We start from the raw sequence: 26,965 nt of genomic DNA, 5'->3' as shown, positions 1-26,965 counted from the left end.
ACGGATTTCTTCAATGAATTTGCTTGCCATTTCCCACCTCCCAAAACTGTTTTTTATACAGTTTATTGGTGTTAGAAGGAGTTTGAGTATGAAAACGGCTTGTTTTATCAGGAGTAGTGGCTCATTTTGTCGGCAGAACAATTAGTAAGTCGTTGTTAATAGGTAAGTTGAAGCAAGAACTCCCCAAGATAACATGCCACGTAAAAAGTGATAACAGGCCGGCTCGTTTTTATGTGAAGGTAAAATAATAAAATTTATGTATATTCTTTATTTTTTAATGGTTTATGTTAGATTGATTGTAAGTTAGGTTGGAGGGAAAACGAGCCGGCCTGTTATTAAAAATGTTAAGTGCCTGGAGAGAAGTCATAAAGTCATGAAATATACTTGCCCTTGCTGTGGATACAAGAGTCTGGATTTAGAGCCACCTGGGACGTTCACAATTTGCGAGGTCTGTGACTGGGAAGATGATTCTGTTCAATTCAATGATCCAGATTATGAGGGGGGTGCAAATGGCTATAGCCTGCGTCAGTCTCAACACAAGTATGCCAATGGGTATAGGACTCAGTACAATAAGCCTGCATTTGAAAAAGACTCAAGTTGGACCTTGTTATCAGAGAAAAGTAACAAAAAGCATCCAACAGACTTTCACGTGGATTCGAGCGGCAATGCAAGCAACACTTAACAAGGCCAGCCAGAGGGACCAAAAAACCGTCGCTTCGCTCTGGTTTTTCGGCCCCTGCTGGCGGCGTTATCTCTAGGTGAATAATGGAAGATTTTCTAAAGCGTATATATTTGCAGCAAGTGAAGGAAGAATGTGAGTTCTGCATGGAAGCAGTTAATAGCATGAATTTGATTCTTGAAAAAAATCAAGAAGGTGACTTTTTTCGTGAAGCGCTAGATTTGGTACATCACGCGGCAGCAGTTTCAAGAATATTTTGGCCCCCAGGATGCCGTGATAAAGCTAAAAAAGCGCGTGCCCAACGTCGAGGGCAGGCTTTAAGAGATGAACTAGGAGTCAAGCAAGGACATCCTATCCAAAAAAGAACATTAAGAGATCACTTTGAACACTTTGATGAAAGGTTAGATGATTGGGCACAGAACAGCAGAAATAAGAATATTGTTGGAAAACTATTCGGTCCAAGAAATGCTGTAGGAGGTGATGGTATAGATGATACAGATATTATTCATCACTATGATCCAGCTACAAAAATATATTCATTTCGCGGTGAGCCGTTCAATATTCAAGAATTGGTAGACGGTTTAACTGATATACATGGTAAAGCCTGTGCATTCATCGAGAAGAGATAACAAGCGGCAGCAGTCGGACTCGGCAAAAGCTGTCACTAAATTTGCTGGCGCAAATTTGGCGTCAGTTTTACCTCGCCGCTGTGCCGGGCGTTATGCAAAGTAAGCTATGAATATCAACTGGAAGATTTTTACATCAGCAAGCTCAACAGCGAAAGCCGACAAAATATTAAATAATGTCGTTACGAAGCTCGAAGTAGATTGCAAGGAAAGGAGTGTGGCGCCTTATCATAAAGGTGGCTATGTCTGCTCGTTCTCAATTGAAGCAAACTCTGAGCCTTGGCTAGACACTGCATACTCAACCATCCAGCTTGGCCAAGTTGTTGGCAGAAGCTGGATTCTTACTGGTAGTATCGAAGAAGAAGTTGATCTTTGGTCAAGTGAATCATGTGTTTCAGGTGTAGATAACATTCACATATACGTTGGTAAAAATGCATAACAAGGCAAGGCAATCTGACGCATTACTCTCCACTTGTTTTTATGCGATAAAATACTCGCATAAAAACAAGTTCCGTTTCATCCGCAGTTGCTTGCGGCGTTAAGCGTACGGAGAGTATGGGTAGGTTTCAATCAGCAGTTCATAATATCGGGCATCATGCTGTCAGTGGTCTCTGCAACATTTTAGCTGAAGGGTATGCTTTCTGTGAACGTGAAGGAAGAGAGGTGCTAAAGATAGATCTCCTTAATTCAAATAGTAACGTTTCAAAAGAGCTCGATAATGAAATAAGACAATTAAGAGAAAAAGCCGTTTCAATTATAACGACCACATCTGGGACTTCCATAAATGACATTCAAGTTGCGGAGTTATCAATTAATTACAGATTTAATGAAGAAGCTTACCAACTTCACAAAGCTCATATGAAAAACATTGGTGTTTGGTACGGCCATGACCCTTTATATGACGCAGTTTTAATTTGCAAACTGAAAAATGGTCGAGTTTCTAAAAGTGAATTTAGCAATAGAAATGTGCCCCAGTACGCTTAACAAAGTTGTAAACGCGGACAAATAACAGTTGGCTTTGTTCGTGCCTCACAAATCTTAGCCAACTACTATTTGCCGGTTACAACGGCGTTATGTTCTTTAGGCTAGGAAGGGCTATGGAAACAGTTAAATTACTAGATTTGGGGTTTTCTACTGCAGATGCAGAATATCCTGAAATCCATCAAGAAGATGGTGATTTACGAGCTGAGTTTAAAGATTGGCAAGAAAAAGCGGTAAAGTTGTATTTTGCCGAACCTGTAGCATTCAAGTGGCAGATGGTGTTTGATTTACTTGAAGGGGAGCGAGATGACTGCTGTTATGAAATATGCTCATCTTTTTGGTTGAAGCAACACGTCGAATCAGAAGTGATTAATCACAACGAAGGTTACAAGCACTTTCGTCTAAATTTTAATGAGTTAGGGCAACTCGATATAATCGCACTAAACATTGTAGTACGAACATAACAAACGTTTAAGGGTTCAAGATACTTTGTCTAATCCCAATCTCGCATGTTGGGACCAATATCTAACGTGCTTTTGTCCAAAGACGTGCTGACGCCGATCTCGGCAAACACGTCTTTGCCCTAAGAGGTGTTTGGTAGTAATTAAACCTTCGTGAGGTCTATTTGGGGAACAAGCTAGAGGTCAACGGCTGCGCGCCCAGTTTCGTAAATTATGGCTGTTCAAGCTACCCTAGGTGTCGTGATACATGCGATTGCTAATGTGCACGTTGTGAGAGAGCGCTTCATATATACCCCCAAATTTAAGATAAAAAAATGCCACCTCAAGAGGTGGCCAAGTAGTCCTACTGATTCAGAGTGTGCAAATGAATGCATATATGACGTTAGTGCAAATTTTGTAAAGCGCAACTACCTAAAGGAGTAATGTTGAAGACGCTCGAAAGGAATCAATTATGCAGGGTATTTGCCCTGTTTCAGAGCTGGATGGAATATGAGGTCATTAATCTGATTTGAGTGTGGTGAACTGTCGTGAGGGACGAACGAGTAGTTATCCATCGCCCAAATCCGACACAGGTGCGCCTTGGCGTTCCCCGTCACAACATTGCTTTAGGTTTACCTGGAAAAAAAGCCACCTCATGAAAGGTGGCGAAGATTGCAGCCAGTGTTTCAGCCCAGGAGTGATTATAAGCTTAGTTGCACATTGTCTAGATTCCAGATATTTACTTGCTCATAATTTGAAGTGGGTCGTAAATGGAGTAGGGCAGTACGGAAACTTTCACAACGAGAAAGTTTTCGTACTGCTAAACCAAATAATTTTTAGGACTGTCAGCAAAGCGATCTGCTGCGTAGATACTGACTACGCGCTTAAGCGAGTTACAGTACTTAAGTTAATTCACACCTTGCTAAGTTAGAAAAAACTCGACTAGAAATTGTCCAAAAATGTGTTTCAAACCATGATGTTCGCAACAATAAAACGGAATGCTTTTTTGGGGATAAACCTTACTTACCTAAACATGAGTATTGAGATGTGGACATTTTGGGGACAGGTGTGGTTCGGTTTCTTTATAAGGCATTGATTTAGATATGTTTGAAGGTTGATGGCTAGTAAGACCACATTATCAATCACTCTAGCCGAATGGGTCAGCGTGACAAAGTATGCTCAAGCTGAACTTTTGCGTAACTCTTCAGACGAGTGAGTGCATACGCACAAACAAAAATGGCGACACAAAAATGTGTCGCCACTTTATCGCCACAAATCGAATGGATGATAAATAAGTCATTGATTTTTAATGAATTATTTAACTAATCGGTATTACTTAGTGTAAGACTCAGCGATGTTGTCGATACGGTCGTTAGCACGATTCGCTTCTTCTTTTGCTGCCATAGCGGCTTCAGAAGCTTCTTGAGCTTTCATTTCTGCTGCTGCTTTATCACTCTTAAGTGCTTCAACTTCACTTGTAAGCTGAGCGACTTGGTTAGTTAGTTGATCCATTTCTGACACTGCAGCTTCTTCTGGCTCTGAAGAACAACCAGCTAGAATGAAAACTGAGGCTGCAGCTGCGATTAACGTCTTATTCATAAGAACTCCTTGCTTATTTACCATCAAAAAATGCGCTATACATTCTTTATCATATAGTCGCTTCATTAATGATTGTAGCGACTAATTTTTTAACTGCAAAAACAATAACTAAAGAAATTGCTAAATTTTTGAGGGAATTAGCTAAGCATCACGTTCTGTCTCACTTATGAGATGGCCGCTTTTGAAGGGCTTTTTCGTCGATTTAATGGGGCTACCCCTTTGCTAGCAACGCATACAATGTTCTAAACAACTTTGTTAGTAGGGATAAATTTTCTGTGATCTCTATCCTTATAAAGCATTTTCGCGGTATCATGTCACGTTAAAATAATTTTATTCAATACCATCATGACTGGAGAGTCCTTTGCACTTTAAAGATTTAGGCTTAGATAACCGCTTACTGAAGAACTTAAAACATTACGACTTTAAGAAAGCGACAGAGATCCAATCGAAAGCGATCCCTGTTGCTATTGCCGGTAAGGATCTATTGGCTTCATCAAAAACGGGTTCAGGCAAGACATTGGCGTTTGTTCTGCCAATGATTCACAAGGCATTAAAAACCAAAGCGTTTTCTGCTCGTGATCCTCGTGGTGTAATTTTGGCTCCTACTCGTGAGCTGGCTAAGCAAGTTTACGGTGAATTACGTAGCATGCTGGGTGGTTTGTCTTACGAAGCGGCGCTTATCCTAGGTGGCGAGAACTTTAACGACCAAGTGAAAGCACTGCGTAAGTATCCTCGTTTTATCGTTGCGACTCCAGGTCGTCTTGCTGACCACCTAGAGCACCGCTCGTTGTTCCTAGATGGTGTTGAAACGCTTATCCTTGATGAAGCAGACCGTATGCTTGATCTAGGCTTTGCTCCTGAACTTCGTCGCATTGCAAACGCTGCGAAGCACCGTCGTCGTCAAACGTTGATGTTCTCTGCAACACTTGATCACGCTGAAGTGAACGATATCGCGAATGAGATGTTAGACGCTCCTAAGCGTATTTCTGTTGGTGTTTCGAATGAGCAGCACCTTGATATCACACAGAAGTTCTACCTTTGTGACCACTTGGACCATAAAGAGGCGATTTTAGACCGCGTTCTGGAAGAGGCTGAGTACCGTCAGGTTATGATCTTCACGGCAACTCGTGCTGACACTGATCGTCTGACCGACAAGCTTAACGAGAAGAAGCTAAAAGCGGTTGCACTGAGTGGTAATCTAAACCAAACGCAACGTAATGCCATCATGAGCCAGTTTGAGCGCGCGGTTTACAAGATCTTGGTAACAACAGACGTTGCTTCACGTGGTATTGATATTCCAAACGTAAGCCACGTTATCAACTTTGATATGCCTAAACACACTGAAGAGTACGTTCACCGTGTTGGTCGTACCGGTCGTGCTGGTAATAAAGGTGATGCAATTTCTTTGGTGGGTCCAAAAGACTGGGACAGCTTCAAGCGTGTTGAGCTTTACCTGCAGCAAGACCTTAACTTCTCTGTTCTTGAAGGGTTAAAAGGCAAGTTCAAAGGCATCAAGCCTCGTAAGCCAGCCTTCAAGAAGGGCGGTCCAGCTAAGAAAGCGGGCAAACCTCAAGCGAAGAAGACAGCGAAGAAGCCAGTTAAACGCGATAAGAGTTTCCACCAAAATGTGGCTGTGGGTGATAGCGTGTTTATCCCTAAGAAAAAAGTTGCGCCAAAAGTGGACGACGAGTAATTTCTTGCGAGTCAAAGCGCCTCTGCTGATAAAATGAATACAAATAAAAACCGCCTATACAGGCGGTTTTTTTGTATCGATGTTTCTCTGCTTTTCCCTAGCCTAACTCAAACTTCGCTCACGACCCGCTTCGAAGAGCTGGGTATAACAGTATTTGAGTACATTGACTTCCGTCGACAACATTGAGTTTGCGATAAAATGTTGATCGCGTTATGGGGCGAATAGTGTCATCCCAGGCAAATTTTACTAGTCAAAGTTAAAGGTCGATAAATTAGTCATGAGAATATGCTCTGCGAGATATTTGTGTACTGCGGTCGTAGGATGAGTTACCCCCCAAAAGACATAATGGTCTGAACCATAGGCCGCACATTCATTGGTAAGGTTATGCTGGTAGAGATAATCGGCCGCAGAGTGACGTTGGATGTCTAAACAGGGTTCAGTTGCGTTTTGGAAACCATGTTGCTGCGGGTTTTCGGTAATGCTATTAAATAGAGTATAAGCATCGAATAGAACGATATTGAGTCCTCTTTGCTTGTAGTAGCTCACCTGTTCTTCGATAAAGAGATTAAACTCGATAATCTTACGTCTTACGAGCTCTGTTTCCGCGTCGCTCGTATACTTAAATTGTGGTGCCTTAGTTGCGTCTGGGAGTGTGAATAGCAAGATGTTTTGAGCGCCAGACCCTGTTAGCCGAATAAGAGCGCTACTAAAATCGGCTTTTACATCGACGACAGAGCGATCGTAATTCATAAAGTCGTTGAGTCCAAACTCTAAAGTAAACAGTGAGTTTTCTGGTTTGTAGTTTTTAGCTGCTTCCATGTATTTTAAGTATGACGTGACTTGATCATATACGCCTTTGAGAACGCCATACTGATTTGTGCCTGCTGCTCCACCAACTGCCCAGTTGTAAAGAGGTATATTTTTCTCTTTTGCCAAGTATTCAGTCCAGACCAAGCCGTTTGAGAAGTGACCTAAGAACCACGAGTTGGGATTTGGAAACACCCACTGCGAGCCGTTGAATAAGTTCCCAGTGTCAGAAAGGCTATCTCCAAATGTAATGATTCGATTAATTTGATTCTCTTGCCGTTCTTCGTCATTAGTCCATATCGAATGGTTGTAGGAGAAGCGACTGTCTGCTGCAAAATACGTGATATCTGCGGCATCATGCTGAAGGTCTAGGGTTTCATCACAACGTTGTTTAATTTCTGATTGCGGAGTTTCACTGAAGAACATGTTTTTGTAAGAGGAGGGTGACCACCAATATCCTTCAATGGTGTAATAATTGTCCTCTTTGTCTCTTGCCCATTTCCAATCCGTCGCGACCGAGTCATTTGATATGTCAGATCGGTACCAGCATCTTACGTATGTTTGTGTATCAAGCATCTGTTCTTGTGTTACTTCGTCGTGCATTGTTGAGTCTAAAGGCATTGATGTCTCTGTCTGAGCTGATGCAATTTGGGGCATCGTCAGCGCAAATACCAAGATCATTTTCTTCATTTTCGAGTACTCATTTAACAAGGGTTGTGTGTTTAATTACTTGATTGTTAATAATTAGAATCAATATCATTTTAAAATGTATCGAGCATTACTCGCTGTTGCGTCAATAACTCATATGAAGCACGTGTAATAAGTGTTACATAGATCCAACTTTCAACGAGTTTACGTTTATTCACTTTTCTGTGGACGCAAGCTCTTACCCGTATTTTTAGTGTTTGACTATTAATATTTGTGTCAATTAATGCTTATTAATCAGTTGCTTATTTTATATTTAGTTTGTTGTGACTTTCGTCGTTCAATGTTAATTGCAATTGTTTATTTCCAGTTCAACATCACAAATCTCGAGCCACTCTTTTTAGTTTTATAAAATTATCACCTACGTTTTTGATACTCATCAGAGGTCTAACTTGTTTAAGGAAAGAGCATTGAAAAAGATATTAATTTGGACAATCGCCTGCCTATCCAGCATGGGGGTTTATGCAGGAACGAGCGCATCGGCGTTGGAAGTCAGTGGATACACTGAAACCAAATATCCCATTGTGTTGGTGCACGGCTTATTTGGGTTCGATACGTTAGCAGGTGTGGATTACTTCTACGGAGTGCCTGAATCCTTAACCAAAGATGGCGCGAGCGTATATGTTGCACAGGTATCAGCGACGAATAGCTCAGAGGTTAGGGGAGAGCAGTTACTGGCTCAGGTCGAGACACTTTTAGCGGCAACAGGGGCAAATAAGGTTAACCTTGTCGGGCACAGTCATGGTGGCCCCACGGCGCGGTATGTGGCCTCAGTGAGACCAGACCTTGTCGCGTCGGTAACGAGTATTGGCGGCGTTCATAAAGGTTCAAAGGTAGCGGATTTAGTTCGTGGAACCGTACCTGAAGGGTCTGTCACCGAGGGAATTGCGGTTAAGTTGGCGGGGGGGTTGACGACACTCATCAATCTATTGTCTGGTGGTTCAGACCTTGAACAAGATGGCTTGGCATCACTAGAAGCGTTGACGACAGAAGGTTCTCTTGCTTTCAATCAATTTTATCCTGAAGGGGTTCCAACCTCTGCATGTGGTGATGGTGAGTGGCAAGCCAGTAACGGCGTTTATTACTACTCATGGACAGGGTCTTCCACTTTTACCAATCTTTTGGACCCGACCGATGCGGCGATGACAGTGCTAGGTTTAGCGTTTAACGAACCAAATGATGGGCTTGTTGGAGCTTGTAGTGCTCACCTAGGTAAAGTGATTGGGGATGATTACAAAATGAATCATCTGGATGAGATTAACGGTTTGCTGGGCATCCATCATTTGTTTGAGACTGACCCGGTAACATTGTATCGCCAGCACGCGAACCGATTGAAGTTGGCAGGCTTGTAGCTTGTCCTAATGATTCGTTAACACGATAAGGAAAATATAATGAATAAGGCCGCCATTTTTTCGATAACCACGATAGCCCTGATGAGTGCAGCGGCGGTCTTTATTTTATATCCAGTGGAAGAGGGCTTGAACCCAAGCGGTGACGAACGACAAAGTATCTCCTCGTTGAAAGTTAGTTCTCAACAAGATACTGATATTGATAGTGCATCGGCCAAAGACACTATGGATTACTTCGTCTCTGGACAAACAGAGCTTACCCTTGAAGATATTCGTAGTAACGTTGCACAGCATCATGCTCAATCACAAGGTGCAATAGTCGACGAGGCCTTGTTTGCCAAGTACCTTGATTACAAATCGGCATTGACGTCATTGGATGTTCAGTTCGACCCCTACTCGCTCTCTGTCGATGATTTGCAACGCTTAAACCTAGCCTTACTCGATCTTCAGGCTCAGTTTTTCAGCCCGAGCGAGATAAGTATTTTATTTACTCACGATAACCAAATGAGGGAAATTGCCCTAGAAAAGCTTCGATTGAAGCAAGAAGGGTTGAATGAGTTGGAGTACCAACAACGGTTAGACTCTTTAATCTCTGAGCAAGCAGACTACGTCCAAACGAGCCACAAGAATCAGGTGTTGCTTCAACAATTATCCAACTCTGAAGGGCTTGATCAGCAAGAGAAATACTTGAAGCGAAATGAACTGGTGGATGAAGATGCCGCGCAAAGGCTTGAAGAGCTCGACCAACAACGAGCGGATTTTGAAGGTGCTTTAGAAATCTACTTAGCGGAACGAAAAGATATTTTAGACGACACTGGGCTATCACAGGCCGAACGACAAGAGACAATTGCGGAGCTCAGAGTTGCCCACTTTCCTTCAAAGCAGATCAGAAGAGTCGAAGCGATAGAACGAATTTGGGATGCAGAGCTTGAGTAGCGAGGGGGATAAGGGCATGTTTTGGGCTACTGTGTGGAATTCTTCATCGAATTGACTCAAATTTTAGTCAGCAAGTAAACGTTGCCTTATTGTGTGAAAGGTAATATATCCGATCAATATCGATACTATTGACTGACTTTAACCCTAAAACTTAGTACAAGTGCTGCATGAATTTGCACGAGTAAACCGGCACAAATCGATTTATTTATTGTGATTAAAGTCATATAAATATGTAAATGATAATTGATCTCATTATCGTTTGGGTGCAGTATACGCGAAATTTATCAAATTAGCGTATGGATTTATTGCATTTATGAAAGCGTTTGTGCTGTTAGCTTTTGTCTTTTTGACGGGGAAGGTCAGTGCTACTGATCACTATTCTTGGTTACGAGATGATTCTCGTAGTGCAAGTAAGGTACTCGACTACCTTGCGGAACAGAATAATAAAACACAGCAATATCAAGACAGCATTCAACCTATAAGCGAGTCTTTAGAAAAAAAATGGCAAGAAAATCGTCCAGATCGAGCTGAAAAACCATGGCAGGAAATCAATGGTTATGAATATGCGATCTTAGAGCATAACGGGAAAAAAGCCTTACTTTCTCGAGAGGTTGGGCATACGGTTACAACGGAATTACTAAACCTTGATGAACGTTCTACTGCACACGACTATTATCAGTTAGCGGCTTGGGAGCTCGATTCTACCAAAACAAAACTAGCGATCGCCGAAGATATAACAGGGTCTGAGCAATACCAAGTAAGCGTGGTTGATCTTCGGACGAAGAGAGTTACGCCAATCGCTCAAAATGTGGATAACTCATTAGGCTGGTCACGTGATGGTCAATCTCTGTTTCTGATCGAACTCGAATCTAAAACGTCGAGACCTTATGCGCTTGTTCAATATTCTCTAGATCAATCATCTCCTATTGTTGTTCTTAGAGAATTAGACTCTTCTTGGTTGCTCTCGTATTACCAGACCAGCGACTCGCAATTTGCTGTTGTTCAGGTCAATAGTGAGAACTCAAGTGAGCAACGATTGTTAGACCTTGGCTCTGGTGAACTGACCGCACCTCTGTTACCTCGTGAACCAGGCATTGAATATTACGTTGATGTTTCTGGCTCTCGTGTATTCATCAACAGCAACCATGAACGCAGTCAATTTGCATTTTACTCTGTACCGCTGAACCAAGCTTCACAAGTAGAACAATGGAATACCCTCTTTGAGCCGGCTGATGAATCCAGAATCAACAACTTCTATTTGTTTGAATCTGGTCCTGTGCTTATTAGCCAGAGTGGGGCAACTCAGTCTTTACACTTCTTTGATAGCAACAACCAATATCGTTTAAGCCAGCCATTAACCGAGGCGGGGCAGGTTGCTTGGGTGAGCCAAGTTGGCGACTACGCGAGTAATAAACTGCACATTAGAAGTATGTCTCTTACCCAACCGGCTAAGTGGGAGCGTTTGAGTACGAAAACTCTGAAACGAACGTTGTTCTCACAAGATCATTACTCCCACTATCACAAGTCTGAGTATCAAACTGAACAAATTACAGTTAACTCTGATGGAAAGATGATCCCTGTGACTCTTGCTTATCGAAAAGACAAGCTTACTAAAAAGACACCTGTGTTTTTGTACGGATATGGGGCCTATGGGATGACGATGAAGCCCTACTTTATGCCACAAATCATTAGCTTACTTGATGAAGGTGTAATTTATGCGATTGCACATGTTCGTGGTGGAGGCTTTTATGGTGATTCTTGGTATCAAGCTGGAAAAGGCATCAATAAAGAAAATGGTATTGCTGATTTCATTGCTACAGCACGGGCATTAAGAACGTATTACCAAGGTACACGATCCATCTACGCGATGGGCGGAAGTGCAGGAGGAACACTCGTTGCTGCCGCTTTGAATCAAGCCCCTGACTTGTTCGATGGCGCGGTGCTTAAAGTGCCGTTTGTCGATATTGTGAATAGCATGTCCGATTCTTCACTACCCCTAACAGCCCAACAATACGGAGAGTGGGGGAACCCTAACATCAAAGATGAATTGAAGGTGATGAAGCAATACGACCCGTACTTGAATCTCCGTAAGCAAGCTTACCCACCCATATTGATACAGATTGGCTTAAATGACCGTCGTGTTCCTTATTGGGAAGGCGCTAAATATTACGCGAAGTTAAATGAGTTAACGACAGGGCATGGGCCTTATCTATTGTCGACAAGCTTTACCCAAGGACATTCGACAGATAGGAGAAAGTCCTTATCTCAACAGGCGTTTGAATACGCATTCCTTTTATCACTTACCTTGAAAGACATTAAAGCGGAGCAGTAAATGAAGCTTTCCCCCCTATCAGCGGCAGTACTGAGTGTACTTGCTGCCAACCTCGTGCACGCCGAATCTGAGGTTTATCACTTTGAAGAAGTAGTCGTCACTGCCAATAAGATCGAGCAACCACTATCTGAAGTTGCAGGTTCAGTTGCTGTAATCACCGGTAAGGACTTGGAACAAAAAGGTGCAACTGAGCTTTACGACGCTATAAAGAGTGAACCCGGTGTTAGTGTTACAGGGGGCGCAGGCCGACCTCAAAACATTACGATTCGCGGCATGACAGGTAACCGCATCTTGATTGTGAAAGATGGAATCAAGTCTGCTGATGGCTTTGGTGCTAATGACATCAATGACAAGATAGGACGTAACTCGTTCGATATGTCTAACTTAGAAAGTATTGAGGTTATAAAAGGGGCGAGTTCATCTGTATATGGCTCTGGCGCGATTGGTGGTGTTGTCGTGGTGAAATCCAAACAGCCTGGAGACTACCTAGTTGATAAAGATTTCTATAGCGATGTATCGGCGACTTATGCGGGGATCAGTAACAAATATAAAGGTGCAACAAATTTAGCTTTTCGTGCAGGAAAATTTGAAAGTTTGCTTAATCTTTCTTACTGGGAAGGTGAAGAAACACGTAACTTCGATGAAGACCTATACCAAAGAGATGTCGATGGGGTCGGCGGTGGTTACACTCTTAATTACTGGTCTACAGATGCATTAATGTTGAAAGGTAACGTAGAGTACTACAAAGAAAATTTAAGCCGAAAAGAGGGCTCTTCTAAGATTCAAAAAGACGGCAAGTGGGACACGGAAGACTTTGATCAGCAAGGCTATACCGAGGCATTTTCTGCTTATGTGGGCTTGGAGTATCTTCCAACTAATACTTGGTTTGAGGAACTAGATACCAAGATTTATTGGCGTGACATGACAAACGAAGATACCACCAACCGGTTGATGTCTCGAACCAATAATAACGTTTCTGAATTACGCAGAACGATTGATTTTCGTGGTTTCACCGATCAGCTTCTTGGTGCTAGCGCCGACTTCATTAGTGCGTTTCAACATAAAAACATGAGCCATACACTGTCTTATGGCATGAGTATGGAAACAAATCTTCATGAGCGTCCAAGCCAATCTTCTGTTTTAGATTGGAATGGGTTGTCGCTCAATGCTGACGTTCCTTTTGCACCAGCACGTTCGTACAACTTTGCTGCATTTGTTCGTGATGCGATAGAAATTGATCATTGGACAGTGACGGCGGGCGCCCGTTTTGATGTGAACCAGATGAAACCCGAATCTCAAAACTCGATCAGTGGTTACGAGTTGAAAGAGCAAACCTCGAGCGAGTTATCTCCGAGTTTGTCTGTGAGCTATCAGCTAACGGAATCATTGAATACTTACCTTTCTTATAATCACGGCTTTAGAGCGCCCGGTTACGACAAAATCTATGGCTACCAGAATCATGATTTCGTTCCAATTACTCCGTTTGTGATTGTGCCAAATATGGATCTTGAGGCGGAAGCAAGTGATTCGTTTGAACTAGGCAGCAAGTTTGATAATGGACAGACACAGCTATACACCGCTGTCTTTTATCAGAAGTTCGATAATTTTATCGACGTCAAACAAATTACTTTTACTCCAGATCCAAACACAGGCAACTACTACAAGCAGTACCAAAATGTAAGTGGAGTCGAGACATATGGCATTGAGGCTTCAATTGCCCATCGTTTGAATGATGTGTGGAGTGTTAGTACCAAAGTCGGTTTTGTTGATGGGGAAGATGATGAAGGCGAAAAAGTTCGCACATTAACACCTTGGGAAGGTAATGCTGAAATCACTTACGACGATAATGCCTTCTCTGCTTATGCGCAGGTTAATTGGGCACAGGCGATGGATGAGGTACCTCAATGTGAAGATGACTTAGGGATGGTGACTGACTGCGCGACTACCTCTGGCTGGGCGAGTGTCGACTTGGGGGTTAGCTATGCTTGGAACTTTGGCTTAGATGTCAGCGCCAATGTGGTGAACCTATTCGACAAAGAATACATTCGATATCAAGACGTAGCGGGTATAGCAGATAGCAATAAAATTTATTCTACAGAGCCTGGTCGTTACTTCACCGTTAATGCCAAGTATGAGTTTTAAGGGGGACATATGAAAAAGAGTTCTCTTTACCTTGCGTTGTGTTTCGTTTCAGCAATAAGCAACGCTGCTGAGTGGGATTACCCAATTAATGATGCTGTTGTTACAACGCAACAGGAAGCGAAAGCTTATTTAGAACAAGCTTACCCAGATGTTGGTGTACTTAGATTTCGCTATGAAACGCACTCTAAATTGGGGAATCACTACAACTTCGATGTGTTGATTGGAGGAGAGTATCAACAACAGAAAACCGTCGTGTTATCGACCAATCTTGATGACCAGGTTTCACGAGTATTTAGAAGTCTGGAAAATACTGTGCTGCTCAACGGAGCACCAACAACGGCTGCTGAATTGGAAGTCCCTCGCCTGTTAGAGGCTGAGAGAGCACCTAGCTTGAGCAGTGGACAGGTTGTTTCAACGCAGGTGAATGTCTTTAGCCCTGATCTAAGAACCATGGACCGTGCTGCGCCACCAGAGACGTTGTTAACCGATGTCAATCAGTATCCAAACGCCCCACATTACGTGCAAGCTGATGTGGATGTTTTGGACCATGGTGATGGTATCTATCTTACGAACTCTCGCGTATCGCAGGTCGATGCAACGGCTTTGTATTCTATTGACCCTGATTCAGGTGCTGCAATTAACCGTGACACATCAAATTTTCTTAGCGCAGAAGGCATAACAAAGTTTGCTGACTTGAATGAGTTACAAAGCATAGATTGGCAAGATACGCGCTTTCCACAGCTGATGGCTTTTGCTCATTTAGACCAGTCTTTACGCTACATCAGTAACTTGGGTTTTGATCTATTTGATGCGCCTTTAGAGTTTGATGGCAGAGGCTTATCTGCTGACAACTCGACCTATTACTATGGTCCTAAAGCGACGTTATTTGGCATTGGTGGTGGCTCTCCTGATGCTCTCGATGGTGATGTAATCCTGCACGAACTTGGGCATGGCATTCACTACCACATAGTAAAAGATTGGGCTTATGGCCATACAGGTGCAATTGGTGAAGGGTTTGGAGATTACTGGGCTGGGAGCTTTAGTTTTCGTAGTCAATATCAAGATGCACAAACGCGAGGCCAAGAATTCGAAATTGATACCGTCTTCAATTGGGATGGTTATTTTGGTGTAAGAAACACCACTCGCAGTTTATGGAACCAAAGAGCACGCTACTTTAGGCAAGCTGAGTACCGTCCTCATGAAAGTGTCGCTGGTGAGTTGGGTGATGAACTATGGTCAACACCACTCTTCCAGGCTTTAAAAGCGTCTGTTGAGCAGTATGGTGAAGTGGCATTGGAAGAGTTTGACTCAATTGTCTTGGAGTCGATGTATGGGGTAGGTCGAGGGCTGAAAATGCATGATTTGGCTGAGAGCACCTTGTTTGTCGCTCAGCAAATGTATCCAAACCGGGACTATGCCGAAATACTAAAGCACAAATTTGACGTACATGGGCTAGCGATTGAGCCATTTGAGGTCGAGGTAGCGAACCGCTATGTTGATCCAAGTAAGCCATTAGCAATTGAGCTTTATCCAACGCTCAGAACCGCTCAAGTTGATGGTCAAATCAATATATCCAAGTTGAAACAACCGTTCGTTAGCGATCCTGTTAACCAGTTATCTATTGAAGCTGCACTTCCTTCGGGAGAAGTTTGTGGTTCAGCAGTGACAATGAATACGAGCATTGACTATCGATACAGTGACACGCTGAAATCAAAAAATTGGCAGCAAGAATCGACATTGATTTATGGCTTGCCTGTTTTGGCATCTGATATCAAAGAAGTAAGTAGCTATCTTCCTGATAGTCGGCTTAGCTCTACAAACCAGCCTATTGTCGGTTTTAAAACGTTCAACTTCAGCCTTAATGGAACTGCCGAATTGGCTGATGACAGCTTTGGTCTGTATTTAAATATCGATCACCCGCGTTTGAGTGACCTGGTCGTGACTTTAATTTCCCCAAGGGGGACTCGGGTGGACCTACTGAACCATAAATCCACTCGATTTGCTGGCTTCGACGGTTATTTCACACTTAAACATGACCCTGTTCTTGATCCTTTCAAGGGAGAGCCAATTAACGGCTCTTGGCGTTTGGAAATCGCCGATTACGTGAATGGTGAAACAGGACATTTAAATAAGTGGGGCTTGGGCACTATTTCGAAATACGAATGTGGCGAGGCTGCGACTTCACCTAAAGAACCGCCGGTTGCCACTGGTTCTTCGGGCGGTTCCGTTTCACCGGTATTGATTCTATTTATGTCTTTGCTCTCATTGGGCAGGTCATTTGCTACGCGTTACTTGTCTTCGACGACAAGGCTCTTTAAAAACAAAACAAGAAGATAACTCTATGAAACCTCAATTGACAATTTTGGCCATTTCTTTGGCTCTTGCTGGCTGTGGTGGCTCGGGCGGTTCTGATACCCCGACATCCGCGTCCTCAGCACCAACTTATACAGTGTCAGGTGCAATTACAGCACAAAATATCGATTTGCAAAGTAAGGTTTGTGCGGACATAAACCAAAACTACATGTGTGATAGTAGTGAGCCAAGTTCGACAGCTAACGCGAATGGCGAGTTTAGTATCACTAGCATTAAGAAGTCGATTTTATCAGTTCCTCTATTAGCTCAAGTTGATACTGGGATTGCAGCGAATAGCGCCAGTGGCTCTGCCTCATCTTATGCTTATATAGCAGCTCCTGGTCTTCAAAAAACTACGGGCAACGAAATCAATGGTATTAGCTCACTGTTAGCTGGTTATGTTGCAGATGGGTTGACGGTTGCTGAGGCTAATAACAAGTTAAAAGCGCAGCTCGCGAAAAGCGGCATCACTATCTCTGGTGATATTCAAGACGACCTGTCTGCGTCTGAACTAGCGAGCTTGGAGCAAAATATTGTCTCGACGATTAAAGCGTTCAAGCATTCGAACCGCGCGTTCATGCTGGCACAGTTGAGTTCTAAATTTGATAAGAGTGCAGCCGATTATGTTAGTGGAGTGCTTTCCAATGATGAAGTTGCGGCATTTGCTGACTTCCTAGAAGGTGAACTAAAAGCTGCAACGGCATTGAATGACACTGGCGTGGTTCGTTATTTCTCAGACATTGATGACACACAAGATGTGGTAGAAGTGCAGAGTTCCTTTCCTGGGCAAGACGCTGAGTATGGCTTTGATAAAACCGAGTTAAACACTAATACAGGCAATGGTTTTCAGTTCGCTAAGCTAGATTCTAATGGGCAGGTATTAAGTGATGATGCAACGCAATGGTCTTGTGTTTTGGACCAACGTAGCGGCTTGATCTGGGAGTCAAAAACAGACGATGAAAACTCACTTCAATACAAAGATCGACAGTTCGCATTGGAACTACCAGGAGTGGTAACGCCTTATGATCAGGATGTGGATTTAGCGACATGTAAAACAAAAGGTGATGCGGTATGTACCACGCAAGATTACGTTGATCATATCAATGCACTGAACTTATGCGGTAAATCTGACTGGCGTTTACCGACGTTCCATGAGTTTTACAATTTGCTCGACTTCGGTGAGACCGAAAAGAATGCCGACGGTAAAGTTTACGGCCTAACTTACAAATACTTCCCTCATCAGAGTATTGGTGGCCAATATACAGAGATCGGTTCTGTTTGGAATCAATCTATTATTTTTAACCAATACAGCAATACGACGGTAGATGGGGGCTTTTATTACAATGAGATAGGTACATTGGGTGATGATCGAGGCTACATAAGTGCATTAGAGATCTACTCTGGTGATGTGGATTCATCAGATAACTACGATTCTTATCAATTCCCTGCTCGTTTAGTTTCACTACAAGGTAAATAGAAATGAAAAATGTACTTACCATCGCTTTAATCGGCCTATTTTCTGTGGGTGCTATGGCACAAGAGTGCAGCCTAGACATTGAGAAATCGGCACCAAGTACACGTTACATTGCGAACGATAATGGAACCTTTAGTGACGAGCTGACAGGATTAACTTGGATGCGTTGTCAACTAGGTAAAACATGGGATCCGAAGGCACTAGAATGTAGTGGAAAGGTAGAAACCTACCACTGGCAGAGTGCGCTTGCTATGGTTGAATCAATCAATGATGAAAGTGGTAGCCATGCTCTCCATCGTTTCGGTGGCCAAAAAGAGTGGCGTATGCCAAACATCAAAGAGCTGGTGTCTTTAAAAGAAGTGGCGTGCCATTCTCCGGCAATGAGCACTAAGGTATTCGGTGATACGTTTAATTTTGAGACGGGTAATTTAGCGGCTTATGTATGGAGCTCCACTCCTGCTGGTAATGGACAGAGTGTGATGACGCTTGATTCCATTAATGGTGAGGTTTATCAGTACAACGCTGCACAATATAAATTTAGCGTTTTGTTGGTTGCCGAGTGATCGAACTCTTATTGTGTAAATAACAAAGGCCGTGGTTTTCCACGGCCTTTTTAGTTTTGAACGATATGTTTTACTTCCAGTCTTAAACCTTACACCTTGAAGTAACCCAACTGCTGTTTCTGTTGCTCTGCAAGGTTCGATAGCTCATGGCTTGCAGCAGCAGCTTGAGTAATCCCGGTTACGTTCTGGCTTACTAAGCTGTAGATGTTGGAGATATTGCGGTTGATGTCTGACGTCACTTGGCTTTGTTCTTCCGCTGCCGAGGCTACCTGAGTGTTAATTTCCGTCATGTCCGTTACTGAGTTGGCAATACCAGAAAGAGCCTCGCTTACTTCAGCTGCAAGTGTTTGGTTGTGCTCTAGCATCGCCAGTGAGCTGCTCATGCTCTCGTTCGCATTGCCAGATTGAACCTGCAAACCTTCGATAATGGTTTGTATCTCTTTGGTTGAGTCTTGAGTACGTGCCGCTAGCATTCGAACCTCATCGGCAACCACAGCGAAACCACGACCACTTTCTCCAGCACGCGCCGCTTCAATAGCTGCATTCAGCGCAAGTAGGTTGGTCTGTTCAGAGATGCTTTGAATCACCTCAATCACTTTGCCTATCTGTTCTGAGTGCTCTTTCAGTGTTCCCACAACATTCGCTGCTTCACTAAGCTGAATAGCCATTTGCTCATTGGCTTTGTTGCTTTCGTTAAACAAACTCATGCTGTGCGTTGCCATTTCGTCGGCTTGCTTAGATGCCGAATCTGCTTGAACTGCATTTTCGTTAACGTGAGAAGCTGTGCTCTCCAATTGATTTACTGCAGAAGCAACTTGCTCAACTTCTTGCTTCTCTTGATCTGAGTTCACGCTTGATTGCGTCATTACTGCAGCCAGCTCTGTGGATGCAGAAGCGACTTCAATACTGATTCGAGAAAGTGAACTTACGGTGTCACGCAGTTGGTCTACCGATTGGTTTACGTCTTTTGCTAAGCGAGAGATTTCGTTGTCGCCGTACTCTTCTGCTTTTACTAGCAAGTTACCATTTGCGACTTCGCGCATAGTTGCCTGAATATTGCTTATTGGTTTAACAATGATGCTTGCGAGTACCCAACTGATGCCTAGTGCGACTGAAAGGATAACTAGCAGTGCTACCGTCGCCGTATCAAGTGTATTGGTATGTTGCTGACCATTGATGTCCACTTCTTTCGTTGCAAGTAAGTTGAGCTTTTTAGATAGGGTATTGATGGCTTGTACCATCTCGTTGCCAGCATGACGGTATTGGTCAATGGCCACTTGGTAACGTGCATCGAAGTCAGAAGACAGAGCTGAATTACCATGTTTTGCCTTTAATAGAGGAAGCATTGTTGTACGAGAAAAGTCGACATAATGATTCATCGCCTTACTCATCGCTGCTACTTCGTCTTGCATCCCCGGCACAGTGTTTAAGGAGTTCAGTAGACGAGTGTTCAGGTCGCGCTTTTCATTAAGAGTTTGAACCAAGGTTTTCACATCATCTGCATTGAACAAGCTGTAGATCGCTTTGATGCGCATACCGTAGCTGTTGTCGACGATTTCGCTGAGTTCTTCTTTATGTAGTATCAACTGGTCTGTTGCGATAGATACCTCTTTAAAGGCATTTTCTAGTTTGTCACCACCGATAATAACCCCCGTAAAAAGCAATACGACGGAAAAGAGTACAGGAATTAGTATTTGTATTTTTATAGATAAGCCACTGAGAAGTTGGCGCATGTAATGTCCCTCTTTGAATAAATAAATGAGCAGAAGCAATTGTTATTATTGTTATTAGTGGGTGATTCTAACTTCTGAGAATGACAATTCAATCAGTAATAGATTCAATTTGGATATATGTGATAGGTATTTGATAGGTAATGATTATTAATCGTTCAATTAAGCCTCTTGACCTTTATAAAGGTAAGGCTAATAAGAGGAGCTCTAGACATGTTCTACGTAACGAACAGCAGTGATGGTTAATTGCGCAGGTTGTTTTAATTTGGTTGGAATAAATACTTAGTGCTTATAGAACAAGGTAATGTATTACTTTGAATGCATCTAATAAGGAGAGAACAAGAAAATAAATTGCAGTTGTCATATAGGCTTCAATTTAGTGAAACACAACTGTCACATTCGGATTCTAAAGTGGGCACCGTTCAAGCAAACACAACATTACGGCAATAACGCCACTAAAGGAAATTTGTGATGAAAAAGACAGTTATCGGTGCAATCGCACTTCTAGGCGCTCTAACAGTGAATACAGCTTCAGCTAAAGAAACTATCTCTGTAGTTGGCTCTAACAGTGCTTCTCCACTGGTTGAAGTTTTTGCAGAAACCTACATGAATAAAGGCGAACCAGTGTTCATCGAAATTCAAGCACCAGGTTCTTCTGCAGGCATCAAAGCAGCAAAAAATGGAAGTGCTGACCTAGGTATCTCTTCTCGTGACCTTAAAGAAGAAGAGAAATCTGCTGACCTGAAAGAGCTAGTTATCGCTCGTGACGGTATCGCAGTTGTTGTAAACCCAAATAACGAAGTATCTGCTCTGACTGCTGAGCAAATCACTTCAATCTACAAAGGCGACATCACTAACTGGAAAGATGTTGGTGGTGCAGACAAGCCAATCGTAGCAATCACTCGTGATACTGCATCTGGTACACGTGGTGCATTCGAAGACATCATGAAGCTTAAGAAGAAGATCGGCGATAAGAAAGTATCGGCTATCTCTCAACGTGCACAAGTTGCTAACGGTAACGGCGCACTTAAAGTTTCTGTAGCAAGCAACCCATACGCAATCGGCTTTATCTCTCTAGGTACAGTTGACGAATCTGTTCAAGCTCTAACTATCGACGGCGCTGAAGCGACTGTAGATAACGTTAAGAACGGTTCTTACAAAGTTGCTCGTCCTTTCCTAGTACTTTACAAGTCTGGCGCTCCAACAGCTGAAACTCAACAGTTCCTAGACTGGATGGTTGCAGGCGAAGCTCAAGCTATCGCTGGTAAGAAAGGCTACATCACAGTTAACTAATCTTAACTGACTCACTTTAAATTATTGCTCAGCCTGACTTTAGGCTGAGCCTTTTCTTTCAACTTTGGTTATTTCGAGCTCTTTTTGAGCCACAAAGTTTGAGATTTTATATATGACCATCGCAAATAGTGAAAAGCTTATGAATACTGAAGCGACTCAAATCAATAAGCCGAGTCTGCGCACCAAGAAGCGCGTTGACTGGAGAGAAAGAATCTTCCACGGCTTGTTCTTATCGAGTGCTGTAATCGGCATCGTATCACTAGCCGTTATCGCTTACTTTATCGTTGCAGAGAGTATCCCTGCATTCCAAGAAGCCGGTGTTTCTGGCATCGTTTTGGGTGTTGACTGGTTACCTCCAGCTCTATTCGGTGTTGCAACCATGATTGTTGCATCGATTGTGTCGACACTAGGCGCTGTAGTTGTTGGTGTTCCAGTAGGTGTACTAACCGCTATTTTTATTGCTGAGATTGCTCCTAAGCGTCTTGCAGATATTATTCGACCAGCAGTTGAACTTCTAGCGGGTATCCCGTCGGTAGTTTACGGCTTCTTTGGTCTGGTAATTATCGTTCCAATGATTCAGAACATCTTCTCTGTACCAGCGGGTAACACCATCCTGGCAGGTATCATCGTTCTGGGTATCATGATTCTTCCTACCGTTATTACGGTTTCTGAAACTTCGATTCGTGCAGTGCCACGCACCTATAAGGAAGGTTCACTTGCATTGGGTGCTTCTAAAATCTACACGATTTTTAAGCTGCTCGTTCCGGCCGCTCGTTCAGGCATTATGACTGGTGTGATTCTAGGTATCGGTCGTGCACTTGGTGAAACCATGGCAATCATCATGGTGATGGGTAACGCTCCAGCAATGCCAGAAGGTATTTTGGACTCGGCTCGTACACTAACAGCGAACATTGCGATTGAGATGTCTTACGCAAGTGGCGTTCACGCAAATGCACTCTACGCAACCGGTGTTGTACTTCTAGTGTTCATCATGATGTTAAATGGTGCTCTACTTTATCTTAACCGTGAAAAATCGAAGTAAGCGGGGATGAGTAATATGGATCTCGTAAAACTAAAACAAGCCCGTCAAACTAAAGATAACATCTTAAAGGGTTTTATCTGGGCGGCAGCAGCAGTCACTGTTGGTTTCTTATTCTGGATTATTTGGTACATCCTATCGAACGGTCTGCAATACGTAGATTGGAACTTCATCACTGACGATTACACTCGTACTGGTGAAGAACGTGGTATTTTCCCAATGATCATCGCTACGATCTACATGGTAATTGCATCGATTGCCGTTGCAGCACCACTGGGCATCATGACGGCAATCTACCTAACTGAATATGCGAAAGTGGGTAGCCGACTGGTTAAAGCGATTCGATTCTGTACTGAGTCTCTAGCGGGTATTCCGTCGATTATCTTCGGTCTATTCGGTATGACCTTCTTTGTATCGATTCTTGGTCTTGGCTTCTCGATTCTGTCGGGTGCACTAACGCTAAGTATCTTGATTCTTCCTGTAATCATTCGTACTACAGAAGAAGCATTGATGGCAGTACCACAAACTTACCGTGAAGGCTCATACGGCCTTGGAGCTTCAAAAATCTACACTATCTGGCGTTTGATCTTACCAAGCGCAATGCCAGGTATCTTAACTTCGGTCATTCTTAGTATTGGTCGTGTAATTGGTGAATCAGCGCCTGTGTTCTTAACAGCAGGTATGGTGGCACGTGTTCCTGAGTCGGTATTCGATTCTGGCCGTACACTAACGGTTCACTTATATAAGCTGACAACAGAGCTATTTACTATCGATGAGTGGAACCAAGCCTACGGCACGGCGACAGTCCTAATCGTATTGGTTCTCTTGATCAACATGGTTACAAAACTGATTGCAAGACGCTTCAACACGGCAACTTACTAAGCTCACTAGCTACTGGCTCAACAATAAAGAGAGCCCCCGTGATAAAGAAAGCATCAAGTTAGACACGAATTTAAGAATTTAGAGATTACGAACATGAACAAATTTGATATTGAGAACCTAGATCTGTTTTACGGCGACAACCAAGCGCTTAAATCTATCAACCTGCCAATTCCAACTCGTCAGGTGACTGCTCTGATTGGCCCATCTGGCTGTGGTAAATCAACACTATTGCGTTGTTTGAACCGCATGAATGACCTAATTGAAGGCGTTACTATCAAAGGTAAGCTGGATATGGATGGCACGGACATCTACGGCAATATCGATGTCGCTGACCTACGTATCCGCGTAGGCATGGTATTCCAAAAGCCAAACCCGTTCCCAATGAGCATCTACGAGAACGTGGCATACGGCCTACGTGCTCAAGGTATCAAAGACAAAAAACACATCGATGAAGTGGTTGAGCGCTCGCTACGCAGTGCTGCACTGTGGGATGAAGTAAAAGACCGTCTAAAAGCGCATGCATTTGGTCTGTCTGGTGGTCAACAACAGCGTCTATGTATCGCACGTACCATTGCAATGGAACCAGATGTAATCCTGATGGATGAACCAACATCGGCTCTAGATCCAATCGCGACACACAAGATTGAAGAATTGATGGAAGATCTGAAGAAAGACTTCACTATCGTTATCGTAACGCACTCAATGCAGCAAGCGCGTCGTATCTCAGACCGCACGGCTTTCTTCTTAATGGGAGAGCTTGTAGAGCATAACGAAACCAGTGTTATCTTCAGTGAACCAAAAGATGATCGTACTAAAGGTTACGTAAACGGTGACTTTGGTTAATCGACGATTTACGTGTGGTATTTAAGCGATTAGATACCTTTACACACTAACTGAAACGCAGGTTAGATAATCGAATAGAACAACAGAATTATCACTATAACTATAAGCGATGGAAGTTTTGCCCCACTTTAGGTGGGGCTTTTTTATGTGTCTAAAAAAGCCCCAATGTCGATGTGATTTTGGGCAGAGAATCCCATTTTTGTCGTCCTTCTCATGCTTGTGATAATGTTAAAGGTGAAACTGCGACCCGCTTAACATCTCATTTTTACTTACATTGATTGCATATCAAGGCTTCTGTATTTTTGCTTTATTCTTAATCGCCAATGGAAGGAAGCTGTGCCTGTTAAAGCCTTTGCAAAACAAATATCTGCGACACGCGACCATCGTCTGTTGGCTGAGTCTCTTTTTGACTATCTGGTTAAGGTGTTAGCCCCCAAAGGGATTGGCATATTTGCTGAGCCAACGCCAGAGAGCGACGCATTACCACTATTCTCTTACGGCGAACTCACCTCATTAGCGAACTATCCCGCTACATTTTGGCCTTGGGTTGCTCAGTTCGATACCGCGGACGGGGTTTTGCCAATGGCTATCAACACCTGTAAGTGGGAACACATGAAGGTACTTGGTGGTGAGTCATTCATCATGATGCTCGACAATGCGCCTGCCTCCAGAACTTATTTAATTGTTCAAAATTGCTGTACAGAGCAGATCAACCAGACTTTTGCTCAAGACCTTGATGTACTTCAGTTAGCCGCAGCCCGTTGGCAGTGCATTCGCGCAGAGAAGAACGCTGCGCTTGAAATCAAACACAGAGACACACGTGAAGCTCAATATTTAGACGAGATAAAGCTACGTGAACTGTTTGTAGAGAACATGAAGCTGGTCCATCAGGTCGCGCTTGAGCTTTCCAATCCCGAATCACTCGATGCGTTGTATAAAGCCTCGGTTGAGGCTGTGCGAGACAGGCTAGGATTTGATCGTGCGATCTTCATGTTGCTTGATATGAAAAAGCGTTGCTTCAGTGGCACTTATGGCACTGACGAAGCGGGTAAAACCAACAGTGAACACCACACTCAATACGATTTGCATCAACTTGAAGCGGAATACATTGAAGCGCTGTCTGATAACCATACTAATCTAGTCATCATCGATAATGCGCCCCTGTATACAGAAGGTAAGGTGGTTGGGCAGGGGTGGAATGGCATGCTTATCTTGCGTGAAGGGGACAAGCCAGTTGGTTGGATCGCCATGGATAACTACATTCATCGCTCACCGATTACTAACTATCAAAAGCAGATGCTTGAGTCTTTTGGCTCTCTGCTTTCTCAGATCTACATTCGCAAGCGCCAAGAGCAGAACATACGTATGTTGCACTCGAGTATGGTTGAGCTGTCTCGATGCGATAGCGTCAGTGAAGTCTGTAAGTCTGCTGTTAGTTTTGCGATTCAACATCTAGGTATCGATCGGCTGGCGGTTTTCCTGACGGACAAAGAATGCAGCTACATGCAGGGTACGTGGGGTACCGACATCAAAGGCGATATTGTCGATGAGTCTTATTATCGCTCTGAGCTGGTGGAGCGTGACATTGTCGCGGCAGCACGTGCTTGTCCGAATCAAGTCGCGTTCGAAGAGTCGGTCCCGATTTATCACGATTTCAATATTGTCGGGGTTGGTTGGACGGCCATGACTATGCTCACCACAAACACGGGTGAGCCAATTGCGTTTATCGCTGCCGACAACTTGCTAACTCGTAGCCCGCTAACCTCACAGCTTCGAGAGGTCATACGTATCTTTGCTTCAAGCCTTGCTGAGGTGCTGCAAAGAACCATGGCTCAAGAAGAGCTGAAAAAACTCAATGAAACACTGGAGCAAGAAGTCAGTAAGCGTACCCAAGAGCTAGAGTTGGCGAATGAACAATTGGATATCATTTCTAAACTCGACCCTCTGACACGCCTTGGAAATCGCCGTATGTTGTCGCAGGTTTTAGAAGACTTGAATTGCAACGATCAAGGTGCGTTTGCCTCACAGAACGAAATTACATTTGGGTTGATTCTTGTCGACCTTGATCATTTTGGTTTGTACAACAGTGTCTACGGTCATACTGAAGGGGATGCGGCTCTGAGGACAGTAGGTGAGATACTGAATGCCCATGTTCACAATGATAAAGAAACCTTCTGTCGGATTGGCGGAGAGGAGTTTATGTTGTTGATGATTGGCACGAATCACTCAGAGACAAAGCAACGTGCAGAGTCGATTAGGAAATGCATTGAAGAGGCAAAAATCCTGCATTGTGAAAGTAGTACCAGCCCATATTTAACGGCATCCGTTGGCTATGCCTCGATAACGTCTGACCAGCATCAGTTCGATTTTGATTTGTTGTATGGCAAGGCAGATAAAGCCTTGTATCAAGCCAAAGATTCGGGGCGAAATCGAATTGTTTCTGCATTAAAACGTAAAAAAGTCACAGCCTCTCTTTCTTAAAACAAAGGCCGTTGATCTT

The 26,965-nt window shown here is 43.4% G+C and carries 21 protein-coding genes; 18 read left to right on the top strand and 3 right to left on the bottom strand.

The genetic code is table 11. The features are described from left to right. The first annotated feature begins 373 nt into the window (after positions 1-373). The 5 genes from JC606_RS23655 to JC606_RS09225 all read left to right on the top strand — a co-directional run bounded on the left by JC606_RS23655 (position 374) and on the right by JC606_RS09225 (position 2,750). A complete protein-coding gene (locus JC606_RS23655; RefSeq protein ID WP_198778472.1) occupies positions 374-682 on the top strand; it encodes a CPCC family cysteine-rich protein in 309 nt (102 codons plus the stop codon). Positions 683-765: 83 nt separating this feature from the next. Further along, positions 766-1,308, top strand: coding sequence for a hypothetical protein (locus JC606_RS09240; RefSeq protein WP_198778471.1), 543 nt, complete (start codon positions 766-768; stop codon positions 1,306-1,308). Between the two features lie 214 nt (positions 1,309-1,522). After that, positions 1,523-1,744 (top strand): hypothetical protein, encoded by a 222-nt coding sequence (locus tag JC606_RS09235; RefSeq protein ID WP_198778470.1) that lies wholly within the window; start codon positions 1,523-1,525, stop codon positions 1,742-1,744. 116 nt (positions 1,745-1,860) lie between these two features. Further along, positions 1,861-2,289, top strand: coding sequence for a hypothetical protein (locus JC606_RS09230; RefSeq protein ID WP_198778469.1), 429 nt, complete (start codon positions 1,861-1,863; stop codon positions 2,287-2,289). Between the two features lie 113 nt (positions 2,290-2,402). Continuing rightward, on the top strand, positions 2,403-2,750 hold the full coding sequence (locus JC606_RS09225) for a hypothetical protein (RefSeq protein WP_198778468.1): 348 nt from the start codon (positions 2,403-2,405) through the stop codon (positions 2,748-2,750). A 1,308-nt stretch (positions 2,751-4,058) separates the two neighbouring features. On the opposite strand, the gene JC606_RS09220 is transcribed toward JC606_RS09225, so the two are convergent. Beyond that, positions 4,059-4,325 (bottom strand): Lpp/OprI family alanine-zipper lipoprotein, encoded by a 267-nt coding sequence (locus JC606_RS09220; RefSeq protein ID WP_137406221.1) that lies wholly within the window; start codon positions 4,323-4,325, stop codon positions 4,059-4,061. 361 nt (positions 4,326-4,686) lie between these two features. Here JC606_RS09220 and JC606_RS09215 point away from each other — a divergent pair, with 361 nt between their 5' ends. After that, the gene (locus JC606_RS09215; protein WP_061032142.1) at positions 4,687-6,018 is read left to right on the top strand and encodes a DEAD/DEAH box helicase; all 1,332 of its coding nucleotides are present in this window, start codon (positions 4,687-4,689) and stop codon (positions 6,016-6,018) included. 246 nt (positions 6,019-6,264) lie between these two features. Here JC606_RS09215 and JC606_RS09210 read toward each other — a convergent pair whose 3' ends face one another. Further along, complete coding sequence (locus JC606_RS09210) at positions 6,265-7,515, bottom strand: SGNH/GDSL hydrolase family protein (RefSeq protein WP_198778467.1); 1,251 nt, start codon at positions 7,513-7,515, stop codon at positions 6,265-6,267. 425 nt (positions 7,516-7,940) lie between these two features. Between JC606_RS09210 and JC606_RS09205 the strand changes: the two genes are divergently transcribed. From JC606_RS09205 to JC606_RS09175, 7 genes are all read left to right on the top strand, one after another. Beyond that, on the top strand, positions 7,941-8,882 hold the full coding sequence (locus JC606_RS09205) for an esterase/lipase family protein (protein ID WP_137406223.1): 942 nt from the start codon (positions 7,941-7,943) through the stop codon (positions 8,880-8,882). A 39-nt stretch (positions 8,883-8,921) separates the two neighbouring features. Beyond that, positions 8,922-9,815, top strand: a complete 894-nt coding sequence (locus tag JC606_RS09200) for a lipase secretion chaperone (RefSeq protein WP_137406224.1) — start codon at positions 8,922-8,924, stop codon at positions 9,813-9,815. A gap of 313 nt (positions 9,816-10,128) precedes the next feature. Beyond that, positions 10,129-12,147, top strand: a complete 2,019-nt coding sequence (locus tag JC606_RS09195) for a prolyl oligopeptidase family serine peptidase (RefSeq protein WP_198778466.1) — start codon at positions 10,129-10,131, stop codon at positions 12,145-12,147. Beyond that, positions 12,148-14,289 carry a TonB-dependent hemoglobin/transferrin/lactoferrin family receptor gene (locus JC606_RS09190; RefSeq protein WP_137406226.1) on the top strand — a complete coding sequence of 714 codons (2,142 nt, stop codon included), beginning with the start codon at positions 12,148-12,150 and terminating at the stop codon, positions 14,287-14,289. It begins immediately after the preceding gene. 9 nt (positions 14,290-14,298) lie between these two features. Beyond that, positions 14,299-16,626 carry a proprotein convertase P-domain-containing protein gene (locus JC606_RS09185; RefSeq protein WP_198778465.1) on the top strand — a complete coding sequence of 776 codons (2,328 nt, stop codon included), beginning with the start codon at positions 14,299-14,301 and terminating at the stop codon, positions 16,624-16,626. Between the two features lie 4 nt (positions 16,627-16,630). Further along, positions 16,631-18,118, top strand: coding sequence for an Lcl domain-containing protein (locus JC606_RS09180; protein ID WP_137406228.1), 1,488 nt, complete (start codon positions 16,631-16,633; stop codon positions 18,116-18,118). A gap of 2 nt (positions 18,119-18,120) precedes the next feature. Further along, positions 18,121-18,678, top strand: coding sequence for an Lcl C-terminal domain-containing protein (locus JC606_RS09175; protein WP_137406229.1), 558 nt, complete (start codon positions 18,121-18,123; stop codon positions 18,676-18,678). A gap of 89 nt (positions 18,679-18,767) precedes the next feature. On the opposite strand, the gene JC606_RS09170 is transcribed toward JC606_RS09175, so the two are convergent. Then, positions 18,768-20,411: a methyl-accepting chemotaxis protein gene (locus JC606_RS09170; RefSeq protein ID WP_198778464.1), complete on the bottom strand. Its 1,644-nt coding sequence runs from the start codon at positions 20,409-20,411 to the stop codon at positions 18,768-18,770. A 468-nt stretch (positions 20,412-20,879) separates the two neighbouring features. Here JC606_RS09170 and JC606_RS09165 point away from each other — a divergent pair, with 468 nt between their 5' ends. The 5 genes from JC606_RS09165 (at position 20,880) to JC606_RS09145 (ending at position 26,946) form a co-directional block, all read left to right on the top strand. Beyond that, positions 20,880-21,701, top strand: a complete 822-nt coding sequence (locus JC606_RS09165; protein WP_137406231.1) for a phosphate ABC transporter substrate-binding protein — start codon at positions 20,880-20,882, stop codon at positions 21,699-21,701. A 112-nt stretch (positions 21,702-21,813) separates the two neighbouring features. Continuing rightward, positions 21,814-22,743: a phosphate ABC transporter permease subunit PstC gene (gene pstC / locus JC606_RS09160; protein ID WP_008215818.1), complete on the top strand. Its 930-nt coding sequence runs from the start codon at positions 21,814-21,816 to the stop codon at positions 22,741-22,743. A 15-nt stretch (positions 22,744-22,758) separates the two neighbouring features. Continuing rightward, the gene (pstA, locus tag JC606_RS09155; RefSeq protein ID WP_032498030.1) at positions 22,759-23,622 is read left to right on the top strand and encodes a phosphate ABC transporter permease PstA; all 864 of its coding nucleotides are present in this window, start codon (positions 22,759-22,761) and stop codon (positions 23,620-23,622) included. A gap of 93 nt (positions 23,623-23,715) precedes the next feature. Beyond that, positions 23,716-24,465 (top strand): phosphate ABC transporter ATP-binding protein PstB, encoded by a 750-nt coding sequence (gene pstB, locus JC606_RS09150; protein WP_004737715.1) that lies wholly within the window; start codon positions 23,716-23,718, stop codon positions 24,463-24,465. A gap of 336 nt (positions 24,466-24,801) precedes the next feature. Then, on the top strand, positions 24,802-26,946 hold the full coding sequence (locus JC606_RS09145; protein ID WP_137406232.1) for a sensor domain-containing diguanylate cyclase: 2,145 nt from the start codon (positions 24,802-24,804) through the stop codon (positions 26,944-26,946). Positions 26,947-26,965 lie beyond the last annotated feature (19 nt).

The organism is Vibrio sp. IB15 (assembly GCF_016406055.1).
Lineage (GTDB): Bacteria > Pseudomonadota > Gammaproteobacteria > Enterobacterales > Vibrionaceae > Vibrio > Vibrio chagasii.
Note: the sequence above shows the minus strand (reverse complement) of the source record. Positions and strands in the feature narration are given on the sequence as shown.

Coding starts and splice junctions, on each gene's coding strand:
- JC606_RS23655 (WP_198778472.1), top strand. CDS start 374: ATGAAATATACTTGCCCTTGCTGTGGATACAAGAGTCTGGATTTAGAG.
- JC606_RS09240 (WP_198778471.1), top strand. CDS start 766: ATGGAAGATTTTCTAAAGCGTATATATTTGCAGCAAGTGAAGGAAGAA.
- JC606_RS09230 (WP_198778469.1), top strand. CDS start 1,861: ATGGGTAGGTTTCAATCAGCAGTTCATAATATCGGGCATCATGCTGTC.
- JC606_RS09225 (WP_198778468.1), top strand. CDS start 2,403: ATGGAAACAGTTAAATTACTAGATTTGGGGTTTTCTACTGCAGATGCA.
- JC606_RS09220 (WP_137406221.1), bottom strand. CDS start 4,325: ATGAATAAGACGTTAATCGCAGCTGCAGCCTCAGTTTTCATTCTAGCT.
- JC606_RS09210 (WP_198778467.1), bottom strand. CDS start 7,515: ATGAAGAAAATGATCTTGGTATTTGCGCTGACGATGCCCCAAATTGCA.
- JC606_RS09200 (WP_137406224.1), top strand. CDS start 8,922: ATGAATAAGGCCGCCATTTTTTCGATAACCACGATAGCCCTGATGAGT.
- JC606_RS09195 (WP_198778466.1), top strand. CDS start 10,129: ATGAAAGCGTTTGTGCTGTTAGCTTTTGTCTTTTTGACGGGGAAGGTC.
- JC606_RS09190 (WP_137406226.1), top strand. CDS start 12,148: ATGAAGCTTTCCCCCCTATCAGCGGCAGTACTGAGTGTACTTGCTGCC.
- JC606_RS09185 (WP_198778465.1), top strand. CDS start 14,299: ATGAAAAAGAGTTCTCTTTACCTTGCGTTGTGTTTCGTTTCAGCAATA.
- JC606_RS09180 (WP_137406228.1), top strand. CDS start 16,631: ATGAAACCTCAATTGACAATTTTGGCCATTTCTTTGGCTCTTGCTGGC.
- JC606_RS09175 (WP_137406229.1), top strand. CDS start 18,121: ATGAAAAATGTACTTACCATCGCTTTAATCGGCCTATTTTCTGTGGGT.
- JC606_RS09170 (WP_198778464.1), bottom strand. CDS start 20,411: ATGCGCCAACTTCTCAGTGGCTTATCTATAAAAATACAAATACTAATT.
- JC606_RS09165 (WP_137406231.1), top strand. CDS start 20,880: ATGAAAAAGACAGTTATCGGTGCAATCGCACTTCTAGGCGCTCTAACA.
- pstC (WP_008215818.1), top strand. CDS start 21,814: ATGACCATCGCAAATAGTGAAAAGCTTATGAATACTGAAGCGACTCAA.
- pstA (WP_032498030.1), top strand. CDS start 22,759: ATGGATCTCGTAAAACTAAAACAAGCCCGTCAAACTAAAGATAACATC.
- pstB (WP_004737715.1), top strand. CDS start 23,716: ATGAACAAATTTGATATTGAGAACCTAGATCTGTTTTACGGCGACAAC.